The following is a 24,732-nucleotide window of genomic DNA, read 5'->3' on the forward strand; positions in this document are numbered from 1 at the left end:
TGAGTCGACTGAACCACCGCTTTCGCGAGCAAGCCCGCTCCCACATTGGGATCTCCATTTTATTTGGAGAGGAAGCGCATCCCTTCTTCCAGCCCGCGCAACGTCAGCGGATACATCTGATCCTCGACCAACTCCCGCACAATCCCCGTCGACGCCGTATACCCCCAGGTGTCCTTGGGATACGGGTTAATCCAGATCAGCTTCTTGTACTTGGCCATGAAGCGCTGCATCCACACATACCCCGGTTCTTCGTTCCAGTGCTCGACGCTGCCGCCGGCCTGGGTGATCTCATACGGTGCCATCGACGCATCGCCGATAAAGATCACTTTGTAGTCCGCGCCGTACTTGTGCAGCAGGTCCTGGGTGGAGGTGCGCTCCGAGGTGCGGCGTCCGTTGTTCTTCCACACCGACTCGTACACGAAGTTGTGAAAGTAGAAGTACTCCAGGTGCTTGAACTCGGTCTTGCACGCCGAAAACAGCTCTTCGCAGATCTTCACGTGGGCGTCCATCGAGCCGCCGATGTCGAACAGCAGCAGCAGCTTGATGGTGTTGCGCCGCTCCGGGCGCATCTGGATGTTCAGCAAGCCGGCATCGCGGGCGGTGTGGTCGATGGTGCCGTCGATGTCCAGCTCTTCGGCGGCGCCCTGGCGCGCGAACTTGCGCAGGCGGCGCAGGGCGATCTTGATATTGCGTGTGCCCAGTTCCACCTGATCGTCGAGGTTCTTGTACTCGCGCTGGTCCCACACTTTGACGGCCTTGCCCTGGCGCTTGCCGGCGTCACCGACGCGGATGCCCTCGGGGTTGTAGCCGCCGGAACCGAACGGGCTGGTGCCGCCGGTGCCGATCCACTTGTTGCCGCCGGCATGGCGTTCTTTCTGTTCTTCCAGGCGTTTCTTGAACTCCTCGATCAGCTTGTCGAGGCCGCCCAGGGATTGGATCTGCGCACGTTCTTCATCGCTCAGCGAACGTTCGAACTCCTTGCGCAGCCAGTCTTCGGGGATCAGTGCCTGCAAGTGCTCGTCGAGCTTTTCCAGGCCGTTGAAATAGGCACTGAACGCCCGGTCGAACTTGTCGAAATGCCGCTCGTCCTTGACCAGGATCGCCCGGGCCAGGTAGTAGAACTCGTCCATGTCGGCGAAGGTCACGCGCATTTTCAGCGCGTTGATCAGGTCCAGCAGCTCGCGCACCGACACCGGCACCTTGGCGGCGCGCATTTCATTGAACAGGTTGAGCAGCATCAGCGATTACCGCGACGGCTCATGAACGCCAGACGCTCCAGCAACTGCACGTCCTGCTCGTTCTTCACCAGCGCTCCGGCCAGCGGTGGGATCGCCTTGGTCGGGTCGCGCTCGCGCAGTACGGCTTCGCCGATGTTGTCGGCCATCAGCAGCTTGAGCCAGTCCACCAGTTCGGAGGTGGACGGTTTTTTCTTCAGGCCTGGCACCTTGCGCACGTCGAAGAACACGTCCAGCGCTTCGCTGACCAGGTCTTTCTTGATGTCGGGGTAGTGCACGTCGACGATCTTTTGCAGGGTGGTACGGTCGGGGAAGGCGATGTAGTGGAAGAAGCAGCGGCGCAGGAACGCGTCCGGCAGCTCTTTTTCGTTGTTGGAGGTAATGATGATGATCGGGCGCTTCTTGGCCTTGATGGTCTCGTCGATCTCGTAGACGTAGAACTCCATCTTGTCGAGTTCTTGCAGCAAGTCGTTGGGGAACTCGATGTCGGCCTTGTCGATTTCATCGATCAGCAGGATCACCCGTTCCTCGGACTCGAAGGCTTCCCAGAGCTTGCCCTTTTTCAGGTAGTTGCGTACGTCGTGCACCTTGTCCACGCCCAGTTGCGAGTCGCGCAGGCGGCTGACCGCGTCGTACTCGTAGAGGCCCTGGTGGGCCTTGGTGGTGGACTTGATGTGCCAGGTGATCAGCTTGGCGCCGAAGGACTCGGCCAATTGCTCGGCGAGCATGGTCTTGCCGGTGCCGGGCTCGCCCTTGACCAGCAGCGGCCGCTCCAGGGTGATGGCGGCGTTGACGGCCAGTTTCAGGTCGTCGGTGGCTACATAGGCCTGGGTGCCTTCGAACTTCATCGGTGTTTCCTCGAATTCATCAATGCCCGGACTATACCGCGCAGCCCCGGCGACTGTGAACGCAGACGGGTTATTCAGTCTCTGAATGGCGGGTCACGACCTGAATGTGTACTCGTACCCATGTGGGAGCGGACTTGCTCGCGAATGCGGTGGTTCAGTCGGCATTTACGGTGGCTGACACTCCGCCTTCGCGAGCAAGCCCGCTCCCACATTTAATCGGTGCTGGGCTTGGGTTGCTCGTAGCGGGCATTAAAGGCCTGGATGAAACCATTGCGTAAAATCGCCAGAAACGCACCGAATGCGCTGACATCTCGCTGATGCACGCTGCCGCTCAATTCCACCCGGGTGGCGAACTGGTTTTTCTGCTGGTTCTTCAACACGGTTTCGCTGGTGCCCACCACGGCCTCCCAGATCGACCGGAAGATGTTCTTGTCTTTGTTTTCCACGTCCTGTTGCCAGTCGAAGACTTCCACGTCCCGCATCAGCGGCTTGATATAGCCAGTCAACTGGCCTTTTTCCGCCTGGGCTTCGATCACCACATCGCCGGTACCGGCCTTGAAATCGAACTTGCCGTAGGCCGAGGCGAAGGCGTTCATGCGTTTGAGCTGTAAATCCTTGGCACGGAAACGGAATTCGAAGTTTTCGAAATTGCTCAACGGGTCAAAGGTCGCGCTGGCTTCCAGCGGCGCCTGGCCTTGCAGCAGGGCCTTGCCCTCGAAGCGGGCGTCGCGCTGGCCTTTGACGTCTACGATGTTGGTCAGGTTATAGAAGCTGGCATTGACCGCCGTTGCGTTGATGTTGACTGGCGGCTTGGAGCTGAAGTTGTGGAAGGCAATTTTGCCGTCTTCGATGCGCACTTCGTCGAGGGTGATCGGTGCCAGCTTGCTCAGTTGTGCACGCCAGTCGGTCCCCTTACCGGTCTGGGACGCCTGTTTGTTGGCGCCGCCGTCAACGAAGTTCACCTCAGGCTTGATAAACCGCACCTTGGCCACCACCGCACGGTCGGACCACAATGCTTGCCAACTCACCGCCAAATCGATCAACGGCGCCTTGAGCAGCGGAACTGGCACCTTGCCGTCAATCTTGATGATCTCCAGGTCGTTGATCCTGTACGCGCCGCGCCACAGGGCCAGGTCCACGTCGCTGACCCGGCCGCGGTAGTCGCCCATGTCGGCGAGCTTGTCGTTCAGGTAGTTGCGCACCAGATAGGGCAGGGCCAGGTCCAGGGCGACCAGCACCACTACCAGCCCGGCGACGGTCCATAGCGGCCAGCTGTAGCGACGTTTCATGTAGGTATTCTCCGTATAGATAGGCGATTGACCTCTAAGGGGCGCGCAACGTTCCAGCGACTGGACGCTTTGCCGCACGAGGCATACCCTTGTTGCCTTCCCGGATACCGTCAACATAGGACCCGTCATGAGCCGCATCTTTGCAGACAACGCGCACTCCATCGGTAATACGCCCCTGGTGCAAATCAACCGTATCGCGCCGCGTGGTGTGACCATCCTGGCCAAGATCGAAGGGCGTAACCCCGGTTACTCAGTGAAGTGCCGTATCGGCGCGAACATGATCTGGGACGCGGAAAGCACCGGCAAACTCAAGCCGGGCATGACCATTGTCGAGCCGACCTCGGGCAACACCGGCATCGGCCTGGCGTTTGTCGCTGCCGCCCGTGGCTACAAGCTGCTGTTGACCATGCCGGCGTCCATGAGCATCGAGCGGCGCAAGGTGCTCAAGGCCCTCGGCGCCGAGCTGGTGCTGACCGAACCGGCCAAGGGCATGAAGGGCGCGATCGAGAAAGCCGCTGAAATCGTCGCCAGCGACCCGGCCCAGTACTTTATGCCCGGCCAGTTCGAAAACCCGGCCAACCCGGCGATCCACGAAAAAACCACCGGCCCGGAAATCTGGAACGACACCGATGGCGCGGTGGATGTGCTGGTGGCCGGCGTCGGCACGGGTGGCACCATCACCGGCGTGTCGCGCTATATCAAGAACACTGCGGGCAAGCCGATTTTGTCGGTGGCCGTGGAGCCGATCGTGTCGCCGGTGATCACCCAGGCGCTGGCCGGTGAAGAGATCAAGCCAAGCCCGCACAAGATCCAGGGCATCGGCGCCGGTTTCGTGCCGAAGAACCTCGACCTGTCGATGGTCGACCGCGTGGAGCTGGCCAGTGATGAAGAATCCAAGGCCATGGCCCTGCGCCTGATGCAGGAAGAAGGGATTCTGTGCGGTATCTCCTGCGGTGCGGCGATGGCCGTGGCGGTGCGCCTGGCGCAGAAACCGGAGATGCAGGGCAAGACCATCGTGGTGATCCTGCCGGACTCCGGTGAGCGCTACCTGTCGAGCATGCTGTTCAGCGATCTGTTTACCGAACAGGAAAACCAAGCCTGATGTGTGTCTGTGGCGAGGGCGCAAGGTTTGATATGTATCAGCCGGTCAGCCAAAGCCTTCTGCATAATGGCCCAAGTGTTTATGATGCCCGGCGCATTTTTCCAGGAGTTGCTGCATGACCTTTTCTTTGGCCGCCAAACTGTCGGTGTTGCTGTTGTTTATCGGCAGCACGCTGTATGTGCACCTGCGCGGCAAGGCCCGTTTGCCGATATTGCGTCAGTTCGTCAACCATTCGGCGCTGTTCGCCCCCTATAACGCCTTGATGTACCTGTTCTCGGCGGTGCCGTCCAAGCCGTATCTGGACCGCTCCAGGTTCCCGGAACTGGACGTGCTGAAGGACAACTGGGAAGTGATCCGCGAAGAGGCCATGCACCTGTTCGACGAGGGTTACATCCGCGCCGCCGAAAAGAACAACGACGCCGGTTTTGGTTCCTTCTTCAAGAAGGGCTGGAAGCGCTTCTACCTCAAGTGGTACGACAAGCCGTTGCCTTCGGCCGAGGCGCTGTGCCCGAAAACCGTGGCGCTGGTGAGCAGCATTCCCAACGTCAAGGGCGCGATGTTCGCGCTGTTGCCGGGTGGCAGCCACCTCAACCCGCACCGCGATCCGTTCGCCGGTTCCTTGCGTTATCACCTGGGCCTGTCCACGCCCAATTCCGACGCTTGCCGCATCTTTGTCGACGGCCAGGAATACGCCTGGCGTGATGGCGACGACGTGATGTTCGATGAAACCTATGTGCACTGGGTGAAGAACGAGACCGAACAGACCCGCGTGATCCTGTTCTGCGACATTGAGCGGCCGTTGAGCAATGGCTTCATGACCCGCGTCAATCGTTGGGTCAGCAAGCAATTGGGCCGCGCCACGGCGCCGCAGAACCTGGACGACGAGCGCGTCGGCGGGATCAACCAGGCGTATGCCTGGAGCAAGACATTCAGCGACAAGTTCAGTGGCGTGGTGAAGCAGTGGAAGCGCAAGCATCCCAAGGCCTACCGGATTGCGCGGCCGGTGTTGGCCGTCGTTGTGTTGGTGCTGCTGTGGAAGTGGTTGTTCTGACCTGAATCTGTGAATACGGTCAAAATGTGGGAGCGGGCTTGCCCGCGAATGCGGTGGATCAGTCGAAACATCTGTGACTGACATACCGCATTCGCGAGCAAGCCCGCTCCCACATTTGGTTTTGCAGTGTTGCTCAGGACGCGATCAGCTGCCGCAGGACGTAGTGCAAGATCCCCCCCGCCTTGAAGTATTCAACTTCGTTCAGCGTATCAATCCGGCACAGCACCTCGACCTTCTCGCTGCTGCCATCCTCCCGCGTGATCACCACTGTCAGGTTCATCCGCGGCACGATCTCCACGCCCGTCAGCCCCAGAATATCGATCTGCTCCTTGCCGCTGAGCTTGAGCGTCTTGCGGTTCTGATCCAGCTTGAACTGCAACGGCAACACGCCCATGCCCACCAGGTTGGAACGGTGGATCCGTTCGAAACTCTCGGCGATCACCGCCTTCACCCCCAGCAGGTTGGTCCCCTTGGCTGCCCAGTCGCGGCTCGAGCCCGTGCCGTATTCCTGGCCGGCGATCACCACCAGCGGCGTCCCCGAGGCCTGGTATTTCATCGACGCATCGTAGATCGCCATTTTCTCGCCAGTCGGGATGTACAGCGTATTACCGCCTTCCTCGCCGCCGAGCATTTCATTGCGGATGCGGATGTTGGCAAAGGTGCCGCGCATCATCACTTCATGGTTGCCCCGGCGTGAGCCGTAGGAGTTGAAGTCGCGCGGCTCCACGCCTTGCTCGCGCAGGTAGCGGCCGGCGGGGCTGTCGGCTTTGATGTTGCCAGCAGGGGAGATGTGGTCGGTGGTCACCGAGTCGCCGAGCAGGGCCAGGACGTTGGCGCCCTTGACGTCTTCGATCACCGGCAGCGGTCCGGAAATATCGTCGAAGAAAGGCGGGTGCTGGATGTAGGTGGAATCCTCCTGCCACACGTAGGTCGCGGCCTGCGGTACTTCAATCGCCTGCCACTGCTCGTCACCGGCAAACACTTCGGCGTATTCCTTGTGGAACATGCCGGTGCTGACTTGGGCCACCGCGTCGGCGATCTCCTGGCTGCTCGGCCAGATGTCCTTGAGGTACACCGGCTTGCCCTGCTGATCGTTGCCCAGCGGCTCGCTGCTGATGTCGATGCGCACGGTGCCGGCCAACGCATAGGCGACCACCAGGGGCGGCGAGGCCAGCCAGTTGGTTTTCACCAGTGGGTGCACGCGGCCTTCGAAGTTGCGGTTGCCGGACAGCACCGAAGCCACGGCGAGGTCGGCTTTCTGGATGGCTTTTTCAATCGGCTCCGGCAACGGGCCGGAGTTGCCGATGCAGGTGGTACAGCCATAGCCCACCAGGTCGAAGCCAAGTTTGTCGAGGTAGTGGGTGAGCCCGGCGGCGTTGTAGTAGTCGGTGACTACCTTGGAGCCCGGTGCCAGGGAGCTTTTGACCCAGGGCTTGCGCGTCAGGCCCTTTTCCACGGCCTTTTTCGCCAGCAGCCCGGCGGCCATCATCACGCTGGGGTTGGAGGTGTTGGTGCAGGAGGTGATCGCGGCGATCACCACGGCGCCGTTTTTCAGGCGATAGGTCTGACCTTCGAAGTCGTAATCGGCTTCACCCACCAAGTCGGCATTGCCCACGGCGACACCGCCGCCGCCTTCGCTTTCCAGGCGGCCGACCTCTTTGCTGGCCGGTTTGAACTGCAGGTCGAGGAAGTCGCTGAACGCCTGGCCGACATTCGGCAGCGAAACACGGTCCTGCGGACGTTTTGGCCCGGCCAGGCTGGCTTCGACGCTGCCCATGTCCAGGGCCAGGCTGTCGGTGAACACCGGTTCCTGGCCGGCATTGCGCCACAGGCCCTGGGCCTTGGTGTAGGCCTCGACCAGTTTGACGGTTTCTGACGGACGGCCCGACAGACGCAGGTAGTCCAGCGTCACCTCATCCACCGGGAAAAAACCGCAGGTGGCGCCATATTCCGGAGCCATGTTGGCAATGGTGGCGCGGTCGGCCAGAGGCAGGTCGGCCAAGCCGTCGCCGTAGAACTCGACGAATTTACCCACCACGCCTTTCTTGCGCAGCATCTGGGTCACGGTCAGCACCAGGTCGGTGGCGGTGATGCCTTCCTTGAGCTTGCCGGTGAGTTTGAAACCGATGACTTCCGGGATCAGCATCGACACCGGCTGGCCGAGCATCGCCGCTTCCGCTTCGATGCCGCCGACGCCCCAGCCGAGTACGCCGAGGCCGTTGATCATGGTGGTGTGGGAGTCGGTGCCGACCAGGGTGTCGGGGAAGGCGTAGGTGCGGCCGTCCTCGTCCTTGGTCCACACGGTGCGGCCCAGGTATTCGAGGTTGACCTGATGGCAGATGCCGGTGCCGGGCGGCACCACGCTGAAGTTGTCGAAGGCGCTCTGGCCCCAGCGCAGGAAGGCGTAGCGTTCGCCGTTGCGCTGCATTTCGATATCGACGTTTTGTTCAAAGGCGTCGGCGTTGCCGAATTTATCGACCATCACCGAGTGGTCGATCACCAGGTCCACCGGCGACAGCGGGTTGATGCGCTGCGGGTCGCCCCCGGCCTTGGCCACGGCGGCGCGCATGGCGGCCAGGTCGACGACGGCGGGGACGCCGGTAAAGTCCTGCATCAGTACGCGGGCGGGGCGGTACTGGATCTCGCGGTCGGACTGGCGCTCCTTGAGCCAGGCGGCAATGGCCTTGAGGTCGGCGCCGGTGACGGTTTTGTCGTCTTCCCAGCGCAGCAGGTTTTCCAGCAGCACTTTGAGCGACATCGGCAACCGGTCCAGGTCGCCCAGGCTTTTGGCCGCCTCGGGCAGGCTGAAGTAGTGGTAGGTCTTGCTGTCGATTTGCAGGGTTTTAAGGGTTTTCAGGCTATCAAGCGATGACATGACGCGACTCCTTATGATCCGCACGGCTACGGACCTGACGGGACAGACAGAGCTATAAAGCTAGCGCTGTTTTCATTAGCAGGCTAATAACTGGACTCTATGGTTAAGTCCAAGGTTCCGAACTCAGCTATCATGCGCGCGTTTTCATGACAGACATTGCGATAGCGCAACGTCGGTCGAGTCACCAGGAGAGTTGATGAACACCCTTTTTATGCACTGCCGCCCGGGGTTTGAAGGTGAAGTCTGTTCCGAGATCGCGGAACACGCCGCGCGCCTGAACGTTTCCGGCTACGCCAAGGCCAAGACCGGCAGCGCCTGCGCCGAATTTGTCTGCACCGAAGAAGACGGCGCCCAGCGCCTGATGCACGGCCAGCGTTTTGCCGAGTTGATCTTCCCAAGGCAGTGGGCGCGCGGGGTATTCATCGACCTGCCGGAAACCGACCGTATCAGCGTGATCCTTGCCCACCTGCGCGAGTTCCCGGTATGTGGCAGCCTGTGGCTGGAGATGGTCGACACCAACGACGGCAAGGAACTGTCGAACTTCTGCAAGAAATTCGAAGTGCACTTGCGCAAAGCCCTGCTCAACGCCGGCAAGCTGGTGGACGACCCGAGCAAGCCGCGCCTGCTGCTGACCTTCAAGAGCGGCCGCGAAGTGTTCATGGGCCTGGCCGAGTCGAACAACTCGGCGATGTGGCCGATGGGCATTCCGCGCCTCAAATTCCCGCGTGAGGCGCCGAGCCGTTCGACGCTCAAGCTGGAAGAGGCCTGGCACCACTTTATCCCTCGCGACCAGTGGGACGAGCGCCTGCACGGCGACATGACCGGCGTCGACCTCGGTGCCGCCCCCGGCGGCTGGACCTGGCAACTGGTCAACCGCGGCATGCTGGTGACCGCCATCGACAACGGCCCCATGGCCGAAAGCCTGATGGACACCGGCCTGGTGCAACACTTGATGGCCGACGGTTTTACCTTCGTGCCCAAGCAGCCGGTGGACTGGATGGTGTGTGACATCGTCGAGAAGCCCGCGCGCAATGCCGCGTTGCTGGAAACCTGGATCGGCGAAGGGCATTGCCGTGAAGCGGTGGTGAACCTGAAGCTGCCGATGAAGCAGCGTTATGCTGAAGTGAAGCGTTTGCTCGAGCGTATCGAGGACGGCTTCAAGGCGCGTGGGATTCGGGTGGAGATCGGCTGCAAGCAGCTGTACCACGACCGCGAGGAAGTGACCTGCCACCTGCGCCGCCTGGAAACCGCCAAGAAACCCAAGAACCGCTGAATACTTGAAGTGACCTCAAAACCCCTGTGGGAGCGGGCTTGCTCGCGAAAGCGGTGGTTCAGTCAAATCATCAGTGACTGGCACACCGCATTCGCGAGCAAGCCCGCTCCCACACAAGCCCGCTCCCACAGTTGGAGCGGCGCCCGTTTCAGGAGTGATGTATGAACCTCGATTTGCCTGTAGACGCTGTGCTCGACGCCACCGGCCTCAACTGTCCCGAGCCGGTGATGATGCTGCACCAGCACATCCGCGACCTGCCGCCCGGCGGCTTGCTCAAGGTGATCGCGACCGATCCGTCGACCCGTCGCGATATTCCCAAGTTCTGCGTGTTCCTTGACCACGAACTGGTGGATCAGCAGGAGCAGGCCGGTACGTACCTGTACTGGATTCGCAAGAAGTCCGCTTAACCCAGGGCTTTTGCCGCGCGAATGCGTCGACGTGCACTGCGCGCCAGGCGCACCAGCAACATCCCTGCCGCACAACTCAGGCCGACGATCAGGCCCTGCCACAAACCGCTGGGGCCGCTCGGTTCGCCGAGCCAGTCGGTGAGCCCCAGGGCGTAGCCGACCGGTAGCCCCACGCCCCAATACGCGAACAGGGTCAGCACCATGGTCACCCGTGTGTCCTGATAACCGCGTAGTGCACCGGCGGCGGTGACTTGCAGCGAGTCGGAGAACTGGAACAGCGCGGAAAACACGATCAGCGTCGAGGCCAGGTGGATCACGATCGGGTCCGGCGTATAGATCGCGGCAATCTGCTCGCGAAACACCAGCATCAGGCTGCATGACAAGCATGCGTAGGCGAGGGCGGTGCCCATGCCGACCCCGGCGGCGAAGCGCGCTTCCCGCGGCTGGCCCCGCCCCAGTGCCTGGCCGACGCGCACGGTGACGGCCATGCTCAGGGAGTAGGGGATCATGAACACCAGCGAGCTGACGTTCAGTGCGATCTGGTGACCGGACACCACCGTGGCACCGAGGCTGCCGATCAACAGGGCGATCACCGCGAAGATGCTCGATTCGGCAAAGATCGCCACGCCGATGGGCAGGCCGATACCCAGTACGCGCTTGATCACCGCCCACTGCGGCCAGTCGAACCGCTTGAACAGTTCGCTGCTCTGGTACGCCGGGCCGAAAAACGTCCAGCCGGCCAGGCCGAGCATCATCACCCACATCGCGATGGCCGTGGCCCAGCCGCAGCCCACGCCGCCCATGGCTGGCACGCCGAGGTGGCCGTAGATGAAGATGTAGTTCAGCGGAATGTTCAGCGCCAGGCCGCACAGGCCCATGACCATGCTTGGCCGCGTACGGCCCAGGCCATCACTGAAGCAGCGCAACACGTAATACAGCGCGATCGCCGGCATGCCGGCGGCGATGCCGTGCAGGTAGCCCATGGACGGTACGATCAGATCCGGCTCGACGTTCATCCAGTGCAGGATCGGTTCTGCGCTGAGCAGCAACAGCGAGGCGATGCTCCCGACCACCAGCGCCAGCCACAGCGACTGGCGCACCAACGGCCCGATTTCGCTGAACGTGCCCGCACCGTAGCGCTGGGCGACTTTTGGCGTGGTCGCCAGCAGCGTGCCGGTCATCAGCAGATACACCGGGATCCAGATCGAATTGCCCAGGCCCACTGCCGCCAGGTCCTGCGGGCTGACGCGCCCGGCCATCACGGCGTCGACGAAACTCATCGCGGTGGTTGCCAGTTGGCCGATCATGATCGGCAGGGCGAGCGTCAGTAGGTCGCGCACTTCCCGGCTGATGCGGGCGGGGCGGGTGAGGGGAGCGGTGGCAGTGTTCACGTACGGGTGTCCAGGAATAAGGGAGACGCAAGGACGGCGGATTCTACGCCCTGACGCAATGGTCAGGAAAAAACCTGTGTTAGCGATTTGTAAGCACCGTTCCAAGCACCACAAATCCCCTGTGGGAGCTGGTTTGTGTGGGAGCGGGCTTGCTCGCGAAGGCGGCGTGTCAGGCGACTGATTTGTTACTGACCCACTGCATTCGCGAGCAAGCCCGCTCCCACACAAGCTCCCCTGCATGGGAACTGTGTACACTGCGGGTCCGCGAAAGGAGCCTGCCATGTTGATTGTTGCCGACGAAAATATTCCGCTGCTCGATGCCTTCTTCGAAGGCTTTGGCGAGATCCGCCGGGTGCCCGGCCGTTCCATTGACCGCGCCACCGTGGAGCAGGCCGATGTGCTGCTGGTGCGTTCGGTGACCAACGTCAATCGCGCGCTGCTGGAAGGCTCGTCGGTGCGGTTTGTCGGCACGTGCACCATCGGCACCGATCACCTGGACCTCGACTACTTCCAGCAGGCCGGCATCCAGTGGTCCAGCGCCCCCGGCTGCAATGCGCGGGGCGTGGTGGATTACGTGCTGGGCAGCTTGCAGACCCTGGCCGAGATCGAAGGTGCCGACCTCAATCAGCGCACCTACGGCATCGTCGGCGCCGGGGAAGTCGGCGGGCGGCTGGTCAAGGTGCTCAAGGGCCTGGGCTGGAACGTGCTGGTGTGCGATCCGCCACGGCAGGGCGCCGAAGGCGGGGATTACGTCAGCCTGGAGCAGATCATCGAGCAGTGCGATGTGATCAGCCTGCACACGCCGCTGACCAAGTCTGGCAACGGTTCCACCTGGCACCTGTTTGATCGTCAGCGCCTCAACCAGCTCAAGCCCGGCACTTGGCTGATCAACGCCAGCCGTGGGCCGGTGGTGGACAATGCGGCCCTGCGCGAAGTGTTACTGGCGCGCGAAGACCTGCAAGCAGTGTTGGACGTGTGGGAAGGCGAGCCCGAGGTCGACATCGACCTGGCCGACCTGTGCGTGCTGGCCACGCCGCATATCGCCGGCTATAGCCTGGAAGGCCGCCAGCGCGGTACGGCGCAGATCTATCAGGCGTTCTGTGCTTATCTGGGGCAGGCGCCGAGCATTCAACTGAGCGACCTGCTGCCGCCGTTGTGGCTGGCCGAGGTGCACCTGAATGCAGAAACCGACCCGGCCTGGGCGCTGGCGACCTTGTGCCGCAGCGTGTACGACCCGCGCCGCGACGATGCGGATTTTCGCCGCAGCCTTGTAGGTACGGTGCAGGAACAGCGCACGGCCTTTGATCTGTTGCGCAAGCATTATCCGGCGCGGCGTGAGATCGATGGTTTGAGCGTGCGCATCAACGGTGAGTCGGCGGTGCTGACCCGTATCGTCTCGGCGTTGGGCGCCAAGTCCCTGTAGGCGCTCCCACTCCACAAAAAAACCCGGCCACCTGGGCCGGGTTTGAAAGAGCTTGGGCGCTTCAGCCTTGCTTGGCAGGCGTTACCAGTCGCTGTTCCAGCTCGCTGCACGCTTGCTGGATCATCTCTTCGGTGATCTGCACTTCGCGGCCCGTTGCATCGATATACGAGCAAGGCAACTGCTGCGGCTGACGGATCACTTCAATCTTGGCATTGCTGCTGGTGTGCAAGGTCATGGCCTGTCTCCTCATCAGGTTGTGTACCTACTCTAATTCCCCCGCGTGACCGCGCTGTTACAACTCCCTGCAAGATCATCGGTTCGAACCCTCAGTCCACCAGAAACCACTGCGGATTTCCAGCCGGGTATTAGACCGATAGCCTCTAGGCGCCCATGCTGGCGGGCATAATTAACCTGACTCATTGTTATTCAGCCAAGTTCCCCCAATGTTGCAGTGTAGATACCTATCCTCCTTGCGCAGGTGATGCCCTCCATGTTCTCGATCCGTCAACGCCGTGCGATCCGCCTGGCCAGCCGCTTTATCGCGCCCTACCGCTGGCAGGCGCTGGGTGCCTTGTTGGCGCTGATCATCACGGCAGGCATCACCCTGTCCATGGGGCAGGGCATCCGCCTGCTGGTGGACCAGGGCTTCATGACCCAATCGCCGCACCTGCTCAACCAGTCCATCGGTCTGTTCATGCTGCTGGTACTGGGCCTGGCCGTGGGCACCTTTGCGCGGTTCTACCTGGTGTCGTGGATTGGCGAGCGGGTGGTGGCGGACATCCGGCGTCAGGTGTTCAACCACTTGATCTACCTGCACCCGGGGTTCTACGAGAACAACCGCAGCTCGGAAATCCAGTCGCGCCTGACCACCGACACCACGTTGCTGCAATCGGTGATCGGTTCGTCGCTGTCGCTGTTCCTGCGCAATGGGTTGATGGTCATCGGTGGCATCGTGCTGCTGTTTGTCACCAATCCCAAGCTCACCAGTATTGTGGTGGTTGCGTTGCCGCTGGTGCTTGCGCCGATCCTGATCTTCGGCCGCCGCGTGCGCAGCTTGTCGCGCCAGAGCCAGGACCGGATCGCCGACGTGGGCAGCTATGTGTCCGAGACCCTTGGGCAGATCAAGACCGTGCAGGCCTACAACCATCAGGTGCAGGACGAGCAGCGCTTCGCCATGACCGTGGAAGAGGCCTTCGCCACGGCGCGCAAACGTATCGTCCAGCGCGCATGGCTGATTACCCTGGTGATCATGCTGGTGCTCGGCGCCGTGGGTGTGATGCTCTGGGTGGGGGGTATGGACGTGATTGGCGGGCGCATTTCCGGTGGGGAGCTGGCGGCGTTTGTGTTCTACAGCCTGATCGTCGGCAGCGCTGTCGGCACCCTGAGTGAAGTGCTCGGCGAATTGCAGCGTGCTGCCGGTGCCGCCGAGCGCATCGGCGAATTGTTGCAGTCAAACAATGACATCCAGGCACCTGCCACTGGCACGGTCCAGTTGCCGGAGCGCGTCAGCGGTCGTATGGAGTTGCAAGACGTGCGCTTTTCCTACCCATCGCGGCCGGACAGCTACGCCATCGACGGCTTGAATCTGACGATTAACCCTGGCGAAACCCTGGCCCTGGTGGGCCCGTCCGGCGCAGGCAAATCGACGATTTTCGATTTGCTGCTGCGTTTTTATGACCCGCAGCACGGCCGTATCCTGATCGAAGGCCAGCCGCTGACCGAACTTGAGCCCATGGACCTGCGCCGCCACTTCGCCCTGGTGTCCCAAAGCCCGGCGCTGTTCTTCGGCAGCGTCGAAGAAAACATCCGCTATGGCAACCCGACCGCCACCCGGGAACAGGTCGAAGCCGCCGCACGCATCGCCCACGCCCACGATTTCATCCTGCAAATGCCCGACGGCTACCAGACCCACCTGGGGGACGGCGGCATGGGCCTTTCCGGCGGCCAGCGCCAACGCCTGGCCATCGCCCGCGCCTTGCTGGTAGATGCACCGATTCTGCTGCTGGACGAAGCCACCAGTGCGCTGGATGCCCAGAGTGAACACTTGATCCAGCAAGCCCTGCCGCAACTCATGCAGGGCCGTACCACGCTGGTGATCGCCCATCGGTTGGCAACGGTGAAGAACGCGGATCGGATCGCGGTGATGGACCAAGGCAAGCTGGTGGCGGTGGGCACGCATCAGCAACTGATTGCGAGCAATGCGCTGTATGCGCGGTTGGCGGCGTTGCAGTTCAGTGACAGCCCCTGACGGGCGTAGTGAGCGGGCTTGCCCCGCGCTGGGGGGCGAAGCCGCCCCAAATCCAGGCCCCGCGGTCTTACTGATACACCGTGGTGCCTGGGTTTAGGGCGGCTTCGCCACCCAGCGCGGGGCAAGCCCGCTCACTACAACCAGGACTATTGGTCGTCAAAGTAGCGTTCGTGCCAATCCACCAGCGGCTGCGGTGAATTGAGCTTCTGCCCGTAGATCACCGAATAAGACAGCACGTTCTGTACGTACTGGCGGGTTTCGTCGAACGGGATGCTTTCCACCCACACGTCGAAACTCAGGTGATCGGCGCCGCGCAGCCATTGACGTACGCGACCGGGGCCGGCGTTGTAGGCGGCCGATGCGAGCACGCGGTTGCCGTTGAACTGGCTGTGCACCTGGCTCAGGTAGGCCGCGCCGAGCTGGATGTTTTTGTCCGGATCGAGCACCTGGGTCGGGGAGGCCAGAGGGATGCTGAACTTGCGCGCGGTTTCCTTGGCGGTGCCGGGCATCAGTTGCATCAGGCCACTGGCGCCGACGCCGGAGCGGGCGTCGTCCATGAACGCGCTTTCCTGGCGGGTGATGGCGAACACCCAGCTCGAATGCAGGCCGCGCACCTTGGCTTCACGCACCAGGGTGTCGCGGTGGGCCATCGGGAAGCGGATGTCCAGGTCGTCCCAGTACTGCGCCTGGCTGATGGTACGGATCGCCGGGAAGTACCACTTCATGTCGTAGGCCAGCTTGGCCTGGGCGACCATTTCGTCGCGGTTGAAGTGGCGGCTGACGTGATACCACTCACGACGGCCATCGACGATCTGGCCGCGGGCGTAGAACTCCAGGGCGCGGCGCACGCCTGGGGTGTTGCGCACCTTGTTGGTCAGCGCCTGGCTCATCACCAGCGGTTTGTTGGTCAACTGGTAGGGGGATTTGGAGCGGTCGGCGGCGAGGAAACCGTAGAAATCACGTTCCTTGGCCACGTTTTTGTACAGCACCAGGGCTTGCGGGTTTTTGGGTTCGGCCAGTTCCAGGGCGCGGGCCTGCCAGTAGCGCCAGCGGTTGGTGGTCGCCAGGTCTTGTGGGAGCTTGCGGGTGAGCTGGTAGGCATCTTCCCAGCGTGCCAGGCGCAGCAGCAGGCGCAGGCGCCATTCGGACACGGTGTTGTCGCGCAGCTCCGGGTCGTACTGGGTCATCACGTCAAGGGCGCGCGGGTCGTAGCGACGTGCCAGGGTCAGGCCGATTTCACGGGCGATCGACACTTTTTCGTCACGGGAGAAGTGCATGCTGCTGGCATAGCCGTCGAGCAGGGCCATGGCCTTGTCCGGGTCCTGGCGTGCCAGGCGACGCAGGCCCAGGCCCACGGCGTCAGACATGGCCTCGTTGACCGGCCGGAAGCGCGACGGGTCGCTCAGCATCTCGGGCTTTTGCGCAACGTCCACCATCAGGCGGCCTTGGGCGCCGAGGGTTGGCAGGGTTTTCACCAGGCTGTTGGCCAGCGCGTAGTTGCGCGCTTCGGCGGCGAGTTTGGCACGGTCCCAGATCTTCTGTTCGGTGAGTTGGCCGTCTGCGGCCCATTGGGCGAAGGTGGCATCACAGGCGGCTGGCTGGGACTTGCCGGTCAGCCAGAGCTTTTCGGTGGTCTTGTAGCCTTCTGCCTTCAGATTGTGGGTGAGTTGGTACTGGGCGTGCAGGCAGTCCAGTTCGACGAAGTTGAGCTTGGGCTCGTAGTACTTTTCAAAGGTCTGCCAGTCGCCGCGCTCGGCCAGCCAGCGCAGCCAGCGCAACTTCATCCAGTTAGCTTGGGGCAGGTCACCGTTTTTGCCGAGAAATTGTTCGATTTCCTCGTTGCTCGCGGTTTTCAGGCGCGCGGTCAGCTCGTCGTAGGCCAGGTACGGCGTCAGCGGGTAGTCGGCCAGCGCCTGGCTGTATTGCATGTACGGGCCGGAATCGCCCTTGGCCAGGGCACGCTTGGCCTCATCGTAATATTGACGTTGGGTGGTGAGGTCCACGGCCTGGGCGGATTGGGCGGCAGTGGCGGAAAGAAGCAGACAAGATAAAAAGTTGAAAAGGCGACTGCGCATGAGACGTCCGTGCAGAGAAATCACGAAGAGCGCCGGTAAGGCCGACACTAGATTGCCCCTAGCTTAGCCTTTTGCCCGACACCTACGAAAGCTTTGCTGGCCGGTTCGTTCAGGTTCGCCGGAAATGTCCTACAGAACGTGTCGATAGCGAAAATGCCAGCCGCATCCCACCCCTAACTCAGGTAGAATGCGCGCCCAGTTTTTGGAGAAGCGTATGACCCTGCTCAAATTCAGCGATGTGTCCCTTGCTTTCGGCGCTATGCCGTTGTTGGACAAGGTGTCCTGGCAGATCGCCCGTGGTGAGCGGGTGTGCATCATCGGCCGCAACGGCACCGGCAAGTCCAGCATGATGAAGCTGGTAAAAGGCGACCAGAAGCCCGATGACGGCTCCGTGTGGCGCTCCCCAGGCCTCAAGATCGGCGAATTGCCGCAAGAATTGCCGGTGGCCGACGGACGGACAGTGTTCGACGTGGTTGCCGAAGGCCTCGACGGCGTCGGCGCACTGCTCGCCGAATACCACCACCTGGCACAGAACTGCGTCACCGAAGACGACCTGAACAAGCTGATGCATGTCCAGCAAGACCTCGAGGCCCGTGACGGCTGGCGTTTGCAGCAACTGGTCGACAGCACTCTGAGCCGCCTGCAGCTGCCGCCCGACAAGACCCTCGCCGAGCTGTCCGGCGGCTGGCGTCGTCGTGTGCTGCTGGCCCAGGCCCTGGTATCCGAACCGGACCTGCTGCTGCTCGATGAGCCAACCAACCACCTGGACATTGGCGCCATCGCCTGGCTGGAAGAAGCCCTCAAGGATTTCCAGGGCGCCGTGCTGTTTATCACGCACGACCGTTCCTTCCTGCAAAACCTGGCCACGCGCATCCTTGAACTGGACCGTGGCGGCCTGATCGATTGGAACGGCGACTACGCCAGCTTCCTGGTGCACAAGGAAGCCACCCTGGCGGCTGAAGAGACCGCCAACGCGCTGTTCGACAAAAAGCTGGCCCAGGAAGAAGTCTGGATCCGCCAGGGCATCAAGGCCCGTCGCACCCGTAACGAGGGCCGCGTGCGCGCCTTGAAAGCCCTGCGCGTCGAGCGCAGCGAGCGTCGCGAGCGTACCGGCAAGGCGAATATCCAGCTGGATACCGCCGAGAAATCCGGCAAGCAGGTGATGGTGCTGGAAAACGTCAGCTTCCATCACCCGGACGGCCCGTTCCTGATCAAGGACTTCTCCATGGTCCTGCAGCGCGGTGACCGTATCGGCCTGTTGGGCGCCAACGGTACTGGCAAGACTACCTTGCTCAAGCTGATGCTCAGCGGCCTGCAACCGACCAGCGGCAAGGTTGAGGAGGGCACGCGCATCGACGTGGCTTACTTCGACCAGTTGCGCCACCAGTTGGACCTGGAAAAAACCGTGATCGACAACGTCGCCGAAGGCCGTGACTTTATCGACATCGACGGCCAGAGCCGTCACGTGCTCAGCTACCTGGGCGACTTCCTGTTCAGCCCGCAGCGTGCACGCACGCCGGTGAAAGCCTTGTCTGGTGGTGAGCGTGCGCGCCTGCTGCTGGCCAAGCTGTTCAGCAAGCCGGCGAACCTGCTGGTCCTCGACGAACCGACCAACGACCTCGACGTGGAAACCCTCGAGCTGCTGGAAGAGGTGTTGCTGACCTTCAACGGCACCGTGCTGATGGTCAGCCACGACCGGGCATTCCTCGACAACGTGGTCACCAGCACCCTGGTCTTCGAAGGTGAAGGCAAGGTGCGCGAGTACGTCGGTGGTTACCAGGACTGGCTGCGTCAGGGCGGCTCGCCGCGCCTGCTGGGCGTGACCGAGAGCAAGTCCGGCAAGGCCGACCTGACGTCGGCGGTGGTGACGCCTGTGGTCGCCGCTGCACCGGTCCAGGAAGCAGCACCGGCTGCCAAGAAGAAGCTGAGCTACAAGCTGCAGCGCGAACTGGAAGCCCTGCCGGGTGACATCGACGCCAAGGAACAGCAGATTGCGGCGGTAGAAGCGGAAATGGCTGACGCGGGGTTCTACCTGCGTCCGGCGGCTGAGACTGCCAAGGTCATCGCATCCCTGGAAAAATTGAACCAGGAACTGGAAGCGTTGGTTGAGCGTTGGGCTGAGTTGGATGCCTGATTGATTCCTGCGCATTAAAAAGCCCGGCTTTCATTCGCATGAACGCCGGGCTTTTTGTATGAAATGCTATCAAACGTGTGGGAGCTGGCTTGCCTGCGAAAGCGGTGTATCAGCCGCCAAATGCCGCAGCTGACAGACCGCTTTCGCGGGCAAGCCCGCTCCCACATTGGATCTTCATATCGCTCAAGGGGCTTTGACCAGCTTGACGGCCAGTACGTCGCACGGCGCACCGTGCAGCACGTCGTTGGCGGTGGAGCCCAGCAGCAGCGCCAGGCCGTGTCGCCCATGGCTGCCGACCACGATCAGGTCGCAATTCTGTTCCTTGGCCAGGTGGTGGATTTCCTGGCGTGGTTGGCCGTAGGTGAGGTGGGAATTTTCCTTGGTCACCTCAGGATATTTGAGGATCAGGCGGTCAAGACGCTCCTTGGCCTGATCAAACTGTTGTTGCTGCAGCTGGGACAGGTCCATCGGCACATCGCCGCCAAAGGCCATGGCCATGGGCTCGACGATATGCACCAGCGATAATTTGGCGCCGCTGGCGACGGCTAACGCGCGCGCACGTTTGATGACTGGATCGCACTCTTCAGTCAGGTCGACAGCGACCAGAATACGTTCGTAGGACATGGGGCGTTCCTCCAGGGGACTGCAATAGATTCAGTATGGCTGCTTTCAAGCGGATGGGGTTGCGTCAGATCAAATCCGCTCATCTAGAAATTCGGGAGTACACATATGACGGTCTGGATAGTGGTGTCAATCCTTGTGGTGGTTCTGAGCCCTCTGGCCTGGCTGCGCCCTTCGCGCCATCAGAGCGGGCGCATGGCCCTGCGCATGGAGGCGCGCCGCATCGGCCTGGCCATGCAATTGGCGCCTCAGGAGTGGCCGCACTGGCTCAAGCAGGAGCCGCCGAGCCCGTGCGCGCAGTACTGTCGGCCACGGCGCGGCAGCACACCGGCGCTCTGGAGTTACTGGCAACTGGAGCCGGGGGTGTGGGTCAACCAGTGGCGTGAAGTGTGCGTCGACGAGACGTTGCTGGGGTATTTTTCGACGCTGCCGGACAACGTCTACAAAATCGAGGCGGATAAACAAATGATCGCCTTGTATTGGGGCGAGAAGGGTGATGCGAGTGTGTTGAAGGACATTGATACGCTGCTCAAAGCCTTGGCCTGAGCCAACCCGTGCAGCAAAAATGGCAGGCAATAAAAAGCCCGACATCATCATCGGGCTGGAGTTGGCCAGGCAGGCCGGTAATTCTGAGTTGTCTTGCGCCGGATGTTCATCCGTGCGCTTTGCGGTTGCGGCTAGCCTAGCCGTATATCCGAATCTGTACAGCCTTTTCCCGGCTCTTTTCTATTATTGATTTCTTGAATATTCGAATATTGACGAGGCGTCGGTGTGGGCGCGGGGTTCTGAAATGACTGGAAAGTCGCGTTTTTCCTAGCCTTTCGAGCGATTGACAATTGCCTGGAATTGGATGAAGGTGGCGTACCCAAATCAAACGGGCGTATGAATTGAGCGTTTGTCTGTCAGACCGCTCATACATAATCCCGACTATCGCATTGGCGGGTGTGCCTGGCGGATTGGCCTGAACGTTGACTAAATCATCAATGTCCAACCAATAGGCCAGCGTCCAATGTGTACTGTTCAGCTTCCATATCGTGGAGATCAGTTGATGATTTACGAAGGTAAAGCCATCACGGTTACGGCTCTTGAAAGTGGCATCGTCGAACTGAAGTTCGACCTCAAGGGTGAGTCCGTCAACAAGTTCAACCGTCTAACCCTGAATGAATTGCGTCAGGCCGTAGACACCATCAAAGCAGATGCTTCGGTCAAGGGCGTGATCGTTTCCAGCGGCAAGGACGTGTTTATCGTCGGCGCTGACATCACCGAATTCGTCGACAACTTCAAGCTGCCCGATGCCGAGCTGGTGGCTGGCAACCTCGAAGCCAACAAGATTTTCAGCGATTTCGAAGACCTCAACGTGCCGACCGTTGCCGCAATCAACGGCATCGCGTTGGGCGGCGGCCTGGAAATGTGCCTGGCGGCGGACTTCCGCGTCATGTCAGCCACGGCCAAGATCGGCCTGCCTGAAGTCAAACTGGGCATCTACCCAGGGTTTGGCGGCACCGTCCGCCTGCCGCGCCTGATCGGTGCGGACAACGCCATCGAGTGGATTGCCGCCGGCAAGGAAAACCGTGCTGAAGACGCGCTGAAAGTCGGCGCCGTCGATGCCGTGGTTGCCCCGGACAAGCTGGCAGAAGCCGCACTGAACCTGATCAAGGGCGCCATCAGCGGCGAATTTGACTACAAGGCCAAGCGCCAGCCGAAGCTGGAAAAACTCAAGCTCAACGCCATCGAACAAATGATGTCGTTCGAAACCGCCAAAGGTTTCGTGGCTGGCCAGGCCGGCCCGAACTACCCGGCGCCGGTTGAAGCGATCAAGACCATCCAGAAAGCGGCGAACTTCGGTCGCGACAAAGCCCTGGAAGTCGAAGCAGCAGGTTTCGTCAAACTGGCGAAAACCTCGGCGGCCCAGAGCCTGATCGGCCTGTTCCTGAACGATCAGGAACTGAAGAAAAAGGCCAAGGCCTACGACGAAATCGCCAAGGACGTGAAGCAGGCTGCCGTACTCGGCGCCGGTATCATGGGCGGCGGTATCGCCTATCAGTCGGCGTCCAAAGGCACGCCGATCCTGATGAAAGACATCAATGAACACGGCATCGAGCAGGGCCTGGCGGAAGCCGCCAAGCTGCTGGTCGGTCGTGTGGATAAAGGTCGCATGACCGCAGCGAAGATGGCTGAAGTGCTTAACGGCATTCGTCCTACGCTGTCCTACGGTGATTTCGGCCATGTCGACCTGGTGGTCGAAGCGGTTGTCGAAAACCCGAAGGTCAAGCAAGCCGTATTGGCCGAAGTGGAAGCTCAGGTAAAAGACGACACCATCCTGGCGTCCAACACCTCGACTATTTCCATCTCGCTGCTGGCCAAGGCTCTCAAGCGTCCGGAAAACTTCGTCGGCATGCACTTCTTCAACCCGGTGCACATGATGCCGCTGGTAGAAGTGATCCGTGGCGAGAAGTCCAGCGAGCTGGCCATCGCCACCACCGTTGCCTACGCCAAGAAAATGGGCAAGAACCCGATCGTGGTCAACGACTGCCCGGGCTTCCTGGTCAACCGTGTGCTGTTCCCGTACTTCGGCGGTTTCGCCAAGCTGGTCAGCGCCGGCGTGGACTTCGTACGCATCGACAAGGTCATGGAAAAATTCGGCTGGCCAATGGGCCCGGCGTACCTGATGGACGTGGTCGGCATCGACACCGGCCACCACGGTCGCGACGTAATGGCTGAAGGCTTCCCGGACCGCATGAAAGACGACCGCCGCTCGGCTGTCGACGCGCTCTACGAGGCCAAGCGCCTGGGCCAGAAAAATGGCAAGGGCTTCTACGCCTACGAGACCGACAAGAAGGGCAAGCAGAAGAAAGTGGCCGACCCTTCGGTGCACGAAGTCCTCGCGCCTGTCATCTACGAGCAGCGTGAGGTGTCGGACGAAGACATCATCAACTGGATGATGATCGCCCTGTGCCTGGAAACCGTGCGTTGCCTGGAAGACGGCATCGTTGAAACCGCCGCCGAAGCCGATATGGGCCTGGTGTACGGGATTGGTTTCCCTCCATTCCGTGGTGGTGCGCTGCGTTACATCGATTCGATCGGTGTGGCCGAGTTCGTTGCCCTGGCTGATCAATACGCTGATTTGGGCCCGCTGTACCACCCGACCGCGAAGCTGCGTGAAATGGCCAAGAACGGCCAGAGCTTCTTCGGTTAAGCGCCCAAACGACTAGAGCGAGACTATTTATGAGCTTGAATCCAAGAGACGTGGTGATTGTCGACTTCGGTCGCACGCCAATGGGCCGCTCCAAGGGCGGCATGCACCGCAACACCCGTGCCGAAGACATGTCGGCACACCTGATCAGCAAATTGCTGGAACGCAACGTCAAGGTTGATCCGAGCGAAGTCGAGGACGTGATCTGGGGCTGCGTCAACCAGACCCTGGAGCAGGGTTGGAACATCGCGCGCATGGCGTCGCTGATGACCCAGATCCCGCACACTGCGGCCGGCCAGACCGTCAGCCGCCTGTGTGGCTCGTCGATGAGCGCGCTGCACACCGCTGCGCAAGCGATCATGACCGGCAACGGTGATGTATTCGTGGTCGGCGGCGTGGAGCACATGGGCCACGTCAGCATGATGCACGGCGTCGATCCGAACCCGCACATGTCGCTGTACGCGGCGAAAGCCTCGGGCATGATGGGCCTGACCGCAGAAATGCTCGGCAAGATGCACGGCATTACCCGCGAAGCCCAGGATGCGTTCGGCCTGCGTTCCCATCAGCTCGCCCACAAGGCGACTGTGGAAGGCAAGTTCAAGGACGAAATCATCCCGATGAACGGCTATGACGAGAACGGTTTCCTGAAACTGTTCGACTACGACGAAACCATTCGTCCGGACACCACCCTGGAAAGCCTGGCGGCCTTGAAGCCGGCGTTCAATCCAAAGGGCGGTACCGTGACGGCGGGCACTTCGTCGCAAATCACCGACGGTGCTTCGTGCATGATCGTGATGTCGGCGCAGCGTGCCCAGGACCTGGGTATCCAGCCGCTGGCGGTGATCCGTTCGATGGCAGTGGCGGGTGTGGACCCGGCAATCATGGGCTATGGTCCAGTACCGGCCACACAAAAAGCCTTGAAGCGCGCGGGCCTGACCATCAACGACATCGACTTCTTCGAGCTCAACGAAGCTTTCGCCGCACAGGCCTTGCCAGTGCTGAAAGATTTGAAAGTACTCGACAAGATGAATGAGAAGGTTAACCTGCACGGCGGCGCGATTGCCCTGGGCCACCCATTCGGTTGCTCCGGTGCGCGCATCTCCGGCACTTTGCTGAACGTGATGAAGCAAAATGGCGGCAACCTCGGGGTTGCAACCATGTGCATTGGTCTCGGCCAAGGCATTTCCACCGTCTTCGAACGCGTCTAAGCGTTGGGTTGACGGAAGCCGGGGCCCAGTGCCCCGGTTTTTGTTTTTGGGCAGTTTCGTATTTTTTTTCAACAAATTTTGTAAGAGGGGCAGAGCATGAAAGTCGAACCAGGGCTCTACCAGCATTATAAAGGTCCGCAGTACCGTGTTTTCAGTGTGGCGCGGCATTCCGAGACCGAAGAAGAAGTGGTGTTCTACCAAGCACTGTATGGGGATTACGGCTTTTGGGTACGCCCATTGAGCATGTTCGTGGAGACCGTCGAAGTTGACGGTGAGCAGGTCCCGCGCTTTGCTTTGGTCCAGGCCGAACCCAGTCTTTTTTCAGGGCAATAACGGCAGGTCGCGCAGAATGCTGCGCT

The 24,732-nt window shown here is 61.2% G+C and carries 19 protein-coding genes; 11 read left to right on the top strand and 8 right to left on the bottom strand.

The window, feature by feature from the left end; translation table 11 throughout:
* Positions 1–59 precede the first annotated feature (59 nt).
* The 3 genes from OPU96_RS13250 to OPU96_RS13260 all read right to left on the bottom strand — a co-directional run bounded on the left by OPU96_RS13250 (position 60) and on the right by OPU96_RS13260 (position 3,372).
* Positions 60–1,238 (bottom strand): vWA domain-containing protein, encoded by a 1,179-nt coding sequence (locus tag OPU96_RS13250; RefSeq protein ID WP_226455303.1) that lies wholly within the window; start codon positions 1,236–1,238, stop codon positions 60–62.
* Positions 1,238–2,083, bottom strand: coding sequence for an AAA family ATPase (locus tag OPU96_RS13255; RefSeq protein WP_003210690.1), 846 nt, complete (start codon positions 2,081–2,083; stop codon positions 1,238–1,240). The genes OPU96_RS13250 and OPU96_RS13255 overlap by 1 nt, the downstream gene beginning before the upstream one ends.
* 212 nt (positions 2,084–2,295) lie before the next feature.
* The gene (locus OPU96_RS13260) at positions 2,296–3,372 is read right to left on the bottom strand and encodes an AsmA family protein (RefSeq protein ID WP_498559185.1); all 1,077 of its coding nucleotides are present in this window, start codon (positions 3,370–3,372) and stop codon (positions 2,296–2,298) included.
* Between the two features lie 127 nt (positions 3,373–3,499).
* Between OPU96_RS13260 and cysK the strand changes: the two genes are divergently transcribed.
* Together cysK and OPU96_RS13270 are read left to right on the top strand one after the other, a co-directional pair.
* A complete protein-coding gene (gene cysK, locus OPU96_RS13265; protein ID WP_226455305.1) occupies positions 3,500–4,474 on the top strand; it encodes a cysteine synthase A in 975 nt (324 codons plus the stop codon).
* A 115-nt stretch (positions 4,475–4,589) separates the two neighbouring features.
* Positions 4,590–5,525, top strand: coding sequence for an aspartyl/asparaginyl beta-hydroxylase domain-containing protein (locus OPU96_RS13270; protein WP_192298611.1), 936 nt, complete (start codon positions 4,590–4,592; stop codon positions 5,523–5,525).
* A gap of 133 nt (positions 5,526–5,658) precedes the next feature.
* On the opposite strand, the gene acnA is transcribed toward OPU96_RS13270, so the two are convergent.
* Complete coding sequence (acnA, locus tag OPU96_RS13275; RefSeq protein WP_226455307.1) at positions 5,659–8,400, bottom strand: aconitate hydratase AcnA; 2,742 nt, start codon at positions 8,398–8,400, stop codon at positions 5,659–5,661.
* A 196-nt stretch (positions 8,401–8,596) separates the two neighbouring features.
* Here acnA and rlmM point away from each other — a divergent pair, with 196 nt between their 5' ends.
* A complete protein-coding gene (gene rlmM, locus OPU96_RS13280) occupies positions 8,597–9,673 on the top strand; it encodes a 23S rRNA (cytidine(2498)-2'-O)-methyltransferase RlmM (protein ID WP_498559186.1) in 1,077 nt (358 codons plus the stop codon).
* Between the two features lie 161 nt (positions 9,674–9,834).
* The gene (gene tusA, locus OPU96_RS13285) at positions 9,835–10,080 is read left to right on the top strand and encodes a sulfurtransferase TusA (protein WP_192298614.1); all 246 of its coding nucleotides are present in this window, start codon (positions 9,835–9,837) and stop codon (positions 10,078–10,080) included.
* On the opposite strand, the gene OPU96_RS13290 is transcribed toward tusA, so the two are convergent.
* Positions 10,077–11,471: an MATE family efflux transporter gene (locus tag OPU96_RS13290; RefSeq protein ID WP_226455309.1), complete on the bottom strand. Its 1,395-nt coding sequence runs from the start codon at positions 11,469–11,471 to the stop codon at positions 10,077–10,079. The genes tusA and OPU96_RS13290 overlap by 4 nt on opposite strands.
* Positions 11,472–11,751: 280 nt before the next feature.
* Here OPU96_RS13290 and pdxB point away from each other — a divergent pair, with 280 nt between their 5' ends.
* Positions 11,752–12,894, top strand: coding sequence for a 4-phosphoerythronate dehydrogenase PdxB (gene pdxB / locus OPU96_RS13295; RefSeq protein WP_226455310.1), 1,143 nt, complete (start codon positions 11,752–11,754; stop codon positions 12,892–12,894).
* A 61-nt stretch (positions 12,895–12,955) separates the two neighbouring features.
* On the opposite strand, the gene OPU96_RS13300 is transcribed toward pdxB, so the two are convergent.
* Entirely contained in the window at positions 12,956–13,129 is a 174-nt protein-coding gene (locus OPU96_RS13300) for a PA1571 family protein (protein WP_192298617.1), read from the bottom strand.
* Between the two features lie 246 nt (positions 13,130–13,375).
* Between OPU96_RS13300 and OPU96_RS13305 the strand changes: the two genes are divergently transcribed.
* Positions 13,376–15,142 (top strand): ABC transporter transmembrane domain-containing protein, encoded by a 1,767-nt coding sequence (locus tag OPU96_RS13305; protein ID WP_192298618.1) that lies wholly within the window; start codon positions 13,376–13,378, stop codon positions 15,140–15,142.
* A gap of 146 nt (positions 15,143–15,288) precedes the next feature.
* Here the strand turns inward: OPU96_RS13305 and OPU96_RS13310 are convergent, their stop codons facing one another.
* On the bottom strand, positions 15,289–17,217 hold the full coding sequence (locus OPU96_RS13310) for a transglycosylase SLT domain-containing protein (RefSeq protein WP_226455312.1): 1,929 nt from the start codon (positions 17,215–17,217) through the stop codon (positions 15,289–15,291).
* A gap of 214 nt (positions 17,218–17,431) precedes the next feature.
* Between OPU96_RS13310 and OPU96_RS13315 the strand changes: the two genes are divergently transcribed.
* On the top strand, positions 17,432–19,351 hold the full coding sequence (locus tag OPU96_RS13315) for an ATP-binding cassette domain-containing protein (protein WP_305392263.1): 1,920 nt from the start codon (positions 17,432–17,434) through the stop codon (positions 19,349–19,351).
* A 183-nt stretch (positions 19,352–19,534) separates the two neighbouring features.
* Here the strand turns inward: OPU96_RS13315 and OPU96_RS13320 are convergent, their stop codons facing one another.
* Entirely contained in the window at positions 19,535–19,975 is a 441-nt protein-coding gene (locus OPU96_RS13320) for a universal stress protein (protein WP_192298621.1), read from the bottom strand.
* A 105-nt stretch (positions 19,976–20,080) separates the two neighbouring features.
* Between OPU96_RS13320 and OPU96_RS13325 the strand changes: the two genes are divergently transcribed.
* The 4 genes from OPU96_RS13325 (at position 20,081) to OPU96_RS13340 (ending at position 24,706) form a co-directional block, all read left to right on the top strand.
* Positions 20,081–20,518 (top strand): hypothetical protein, encoded by a 438-nt coding sequence (locus tag OPU96_RS13325; RefSeq protein ID WP_226455314.1) that lies wholly within the window; start codon positions 20,081–20,083, stop codon positions 20,516–20,518.
* 502 nt (positions 20,519–21,020) lie between these two features.
* A complete protein-coding gene (gene fadB, locus OPU96_RS13330; RefSeq protein ID WP_226455315.1) occupies positions 21,021–23,168 on the top strand; it encodes a fatty acid oxidation complex subunit alpha FadB in 2,148 nt (715 codons plus the stop codon).
* A 29-nt stretch (positions 23,169–23,197) separates the two neighbouring features.
* Positions 23,198–24,373 carry an acetyl-CoA C-acyltransferase FadA gene (gene fadA / locus OPU96_RS13335; protein ID WP_192298624.1) on the top strand — a complete coding sequence of 392 codons (1,176 nt, stop codon included), beginning with the start codon at positions 23,198–23,200 and terminating at the stop codon, positions 24,371–24,373.
* Between the two features lie 96 nt (positions 24,374–24,469).
* Entirely contained in the window at positions 24,470–24,706 is a 237-nt protein-coding gene (locus OPU96_RS13340; protein WP_028619417.1) for a DUF1653 domain-containing protein, read from the top strand.
* The last annotated feature ends 26 nt before the right edge of the window (positions 24,707–24,732 follow it).

This window comes from Pseudomonas sp. RP-B7 (assembly GCF_059803535.1).

Bases quoted from the DNA above. Each gene is read 5' to 3' on its own strand.
- OPU96_RS13250 (WP_226455303.1), bottom strand. From the start codon at position 1,238: ATGCTGCTCAACCTGTTCAATGAAATGCGCGCCGCCAAGGTGCCGGTG.
- OPU96_RS13255 (WP_003210690.1), bottom strand. From the start codon at position 2,083: ATGAAGTTCGAAGGCACCCAGGCCTATGTAGCCACCGACGACCTGAAA.
- OPU96_RS13260 (WP_498559185.1), bottom strand. From the start codon at position 3,372: ATGAAACGTCGCTACAGCTGGCCGCTATGGACCGTCGCCGGGCTGGTA.
- cysK (WP_226455305.1), top strand. From the start codon at position 3,500: ATGAGCCGCATCTTTGCAGACAACGCGCACTCCATCGGTAATACGCCC.
- OPU96_RS13270 (WP_192298611.1), top strand. From the start codon at position 4,590: ATGACCTTTTCTTTGGCCGCCAAACTGTCGGTGTTGCTGTTGTTTATC.
- acnA (WP_226455307.1), bottom strand. From the start codon at position 8,400: ATGTCATCGCTTGATAGCCTGAAAACCCTTAAAACCCTGCAAATCGAC.
- rlmM (WP_498559186.1), top strand. From the start codon at position 8,597: ATGAACACCCTTTTTATGCACTGCCGCCCGGGGTTTGAAGGTGAAGTC.
- tusA (WP_192298614.1), top strand. From the start codon at position 9,835: ATGAACCTCGATTTGCCTGTAGACGCTGTGCTCGACGCCACCGGCCTC.
- pdxB (WP_226455310.1), top strand. From the start codon at position 11,752: ATGTTGATTGTTGCCGACGAAAATATTCCGCTGCTCGATGCCTTCTTC.
- OPU96_RS13300 (WP_192298617.1), bottom strand. From the start codon at position 13,129: ATGACCTTGCACACCAGCAGCAATGCCAAGATTGAAGTGATCCGTCAG.
- OPU96_RS13305 (WP_192298618.1), top strand. From the start codon at position 13,376: ATGCCCTCCATGTTCTCGATCCGTCAACGCCGTGCGATCCGCCTGGCC.
- OPU96_RS13310 (WP_226455312.1), bottom strand. From the start codon at position 17,217: ATGCGCAGTCGCCTTTTCAACTTTTTATCTTGTCTGCTTCTTTCCGCC.
- OPU96_RS13315 (WP_305392263.1), top strand. From the start codon at position 17,432: ATGACCCTGCTCAAATTCAGCGATGTGTCCCTTGCTTTCGGCGCTATG.
- OPU96_RS13320 (WP_192298621.1), bottom strand. From the start codon at position 19,975: ATGTCCTACGAACGTATTCTGGTCGCTGTCGACCTGACTGAAGAGTGC.
- OPU96_RS13325 (WP_226455314.1), top strand. From the start codon at position 20,081: ATGACGGTCTGGATAGTGGTGTCAATCCTTGTGGTGGTTCTGAGCCCT.
- fadB (WP_226455315.1), top strand. From the start codon at position 21,021: ATGATTTACGAAGGTAAAGCCATCACGGTTACGGCTCTTGAAAGTGGC.
- fadA (WP_192298624.1), top strand. From the start codon at position 23,198: ATGAGCTTGAATCCAAGAGACGTGGTGATTGTCGACTTCGGTCGCACG.
- OPU96_RS13340 (WP_028619417.1), top strand. From the start codon at position 24,470: ATGAAAGTCGAACCAGGGCTCTACCAGCATTATAAAGGTCCGCAGTAC.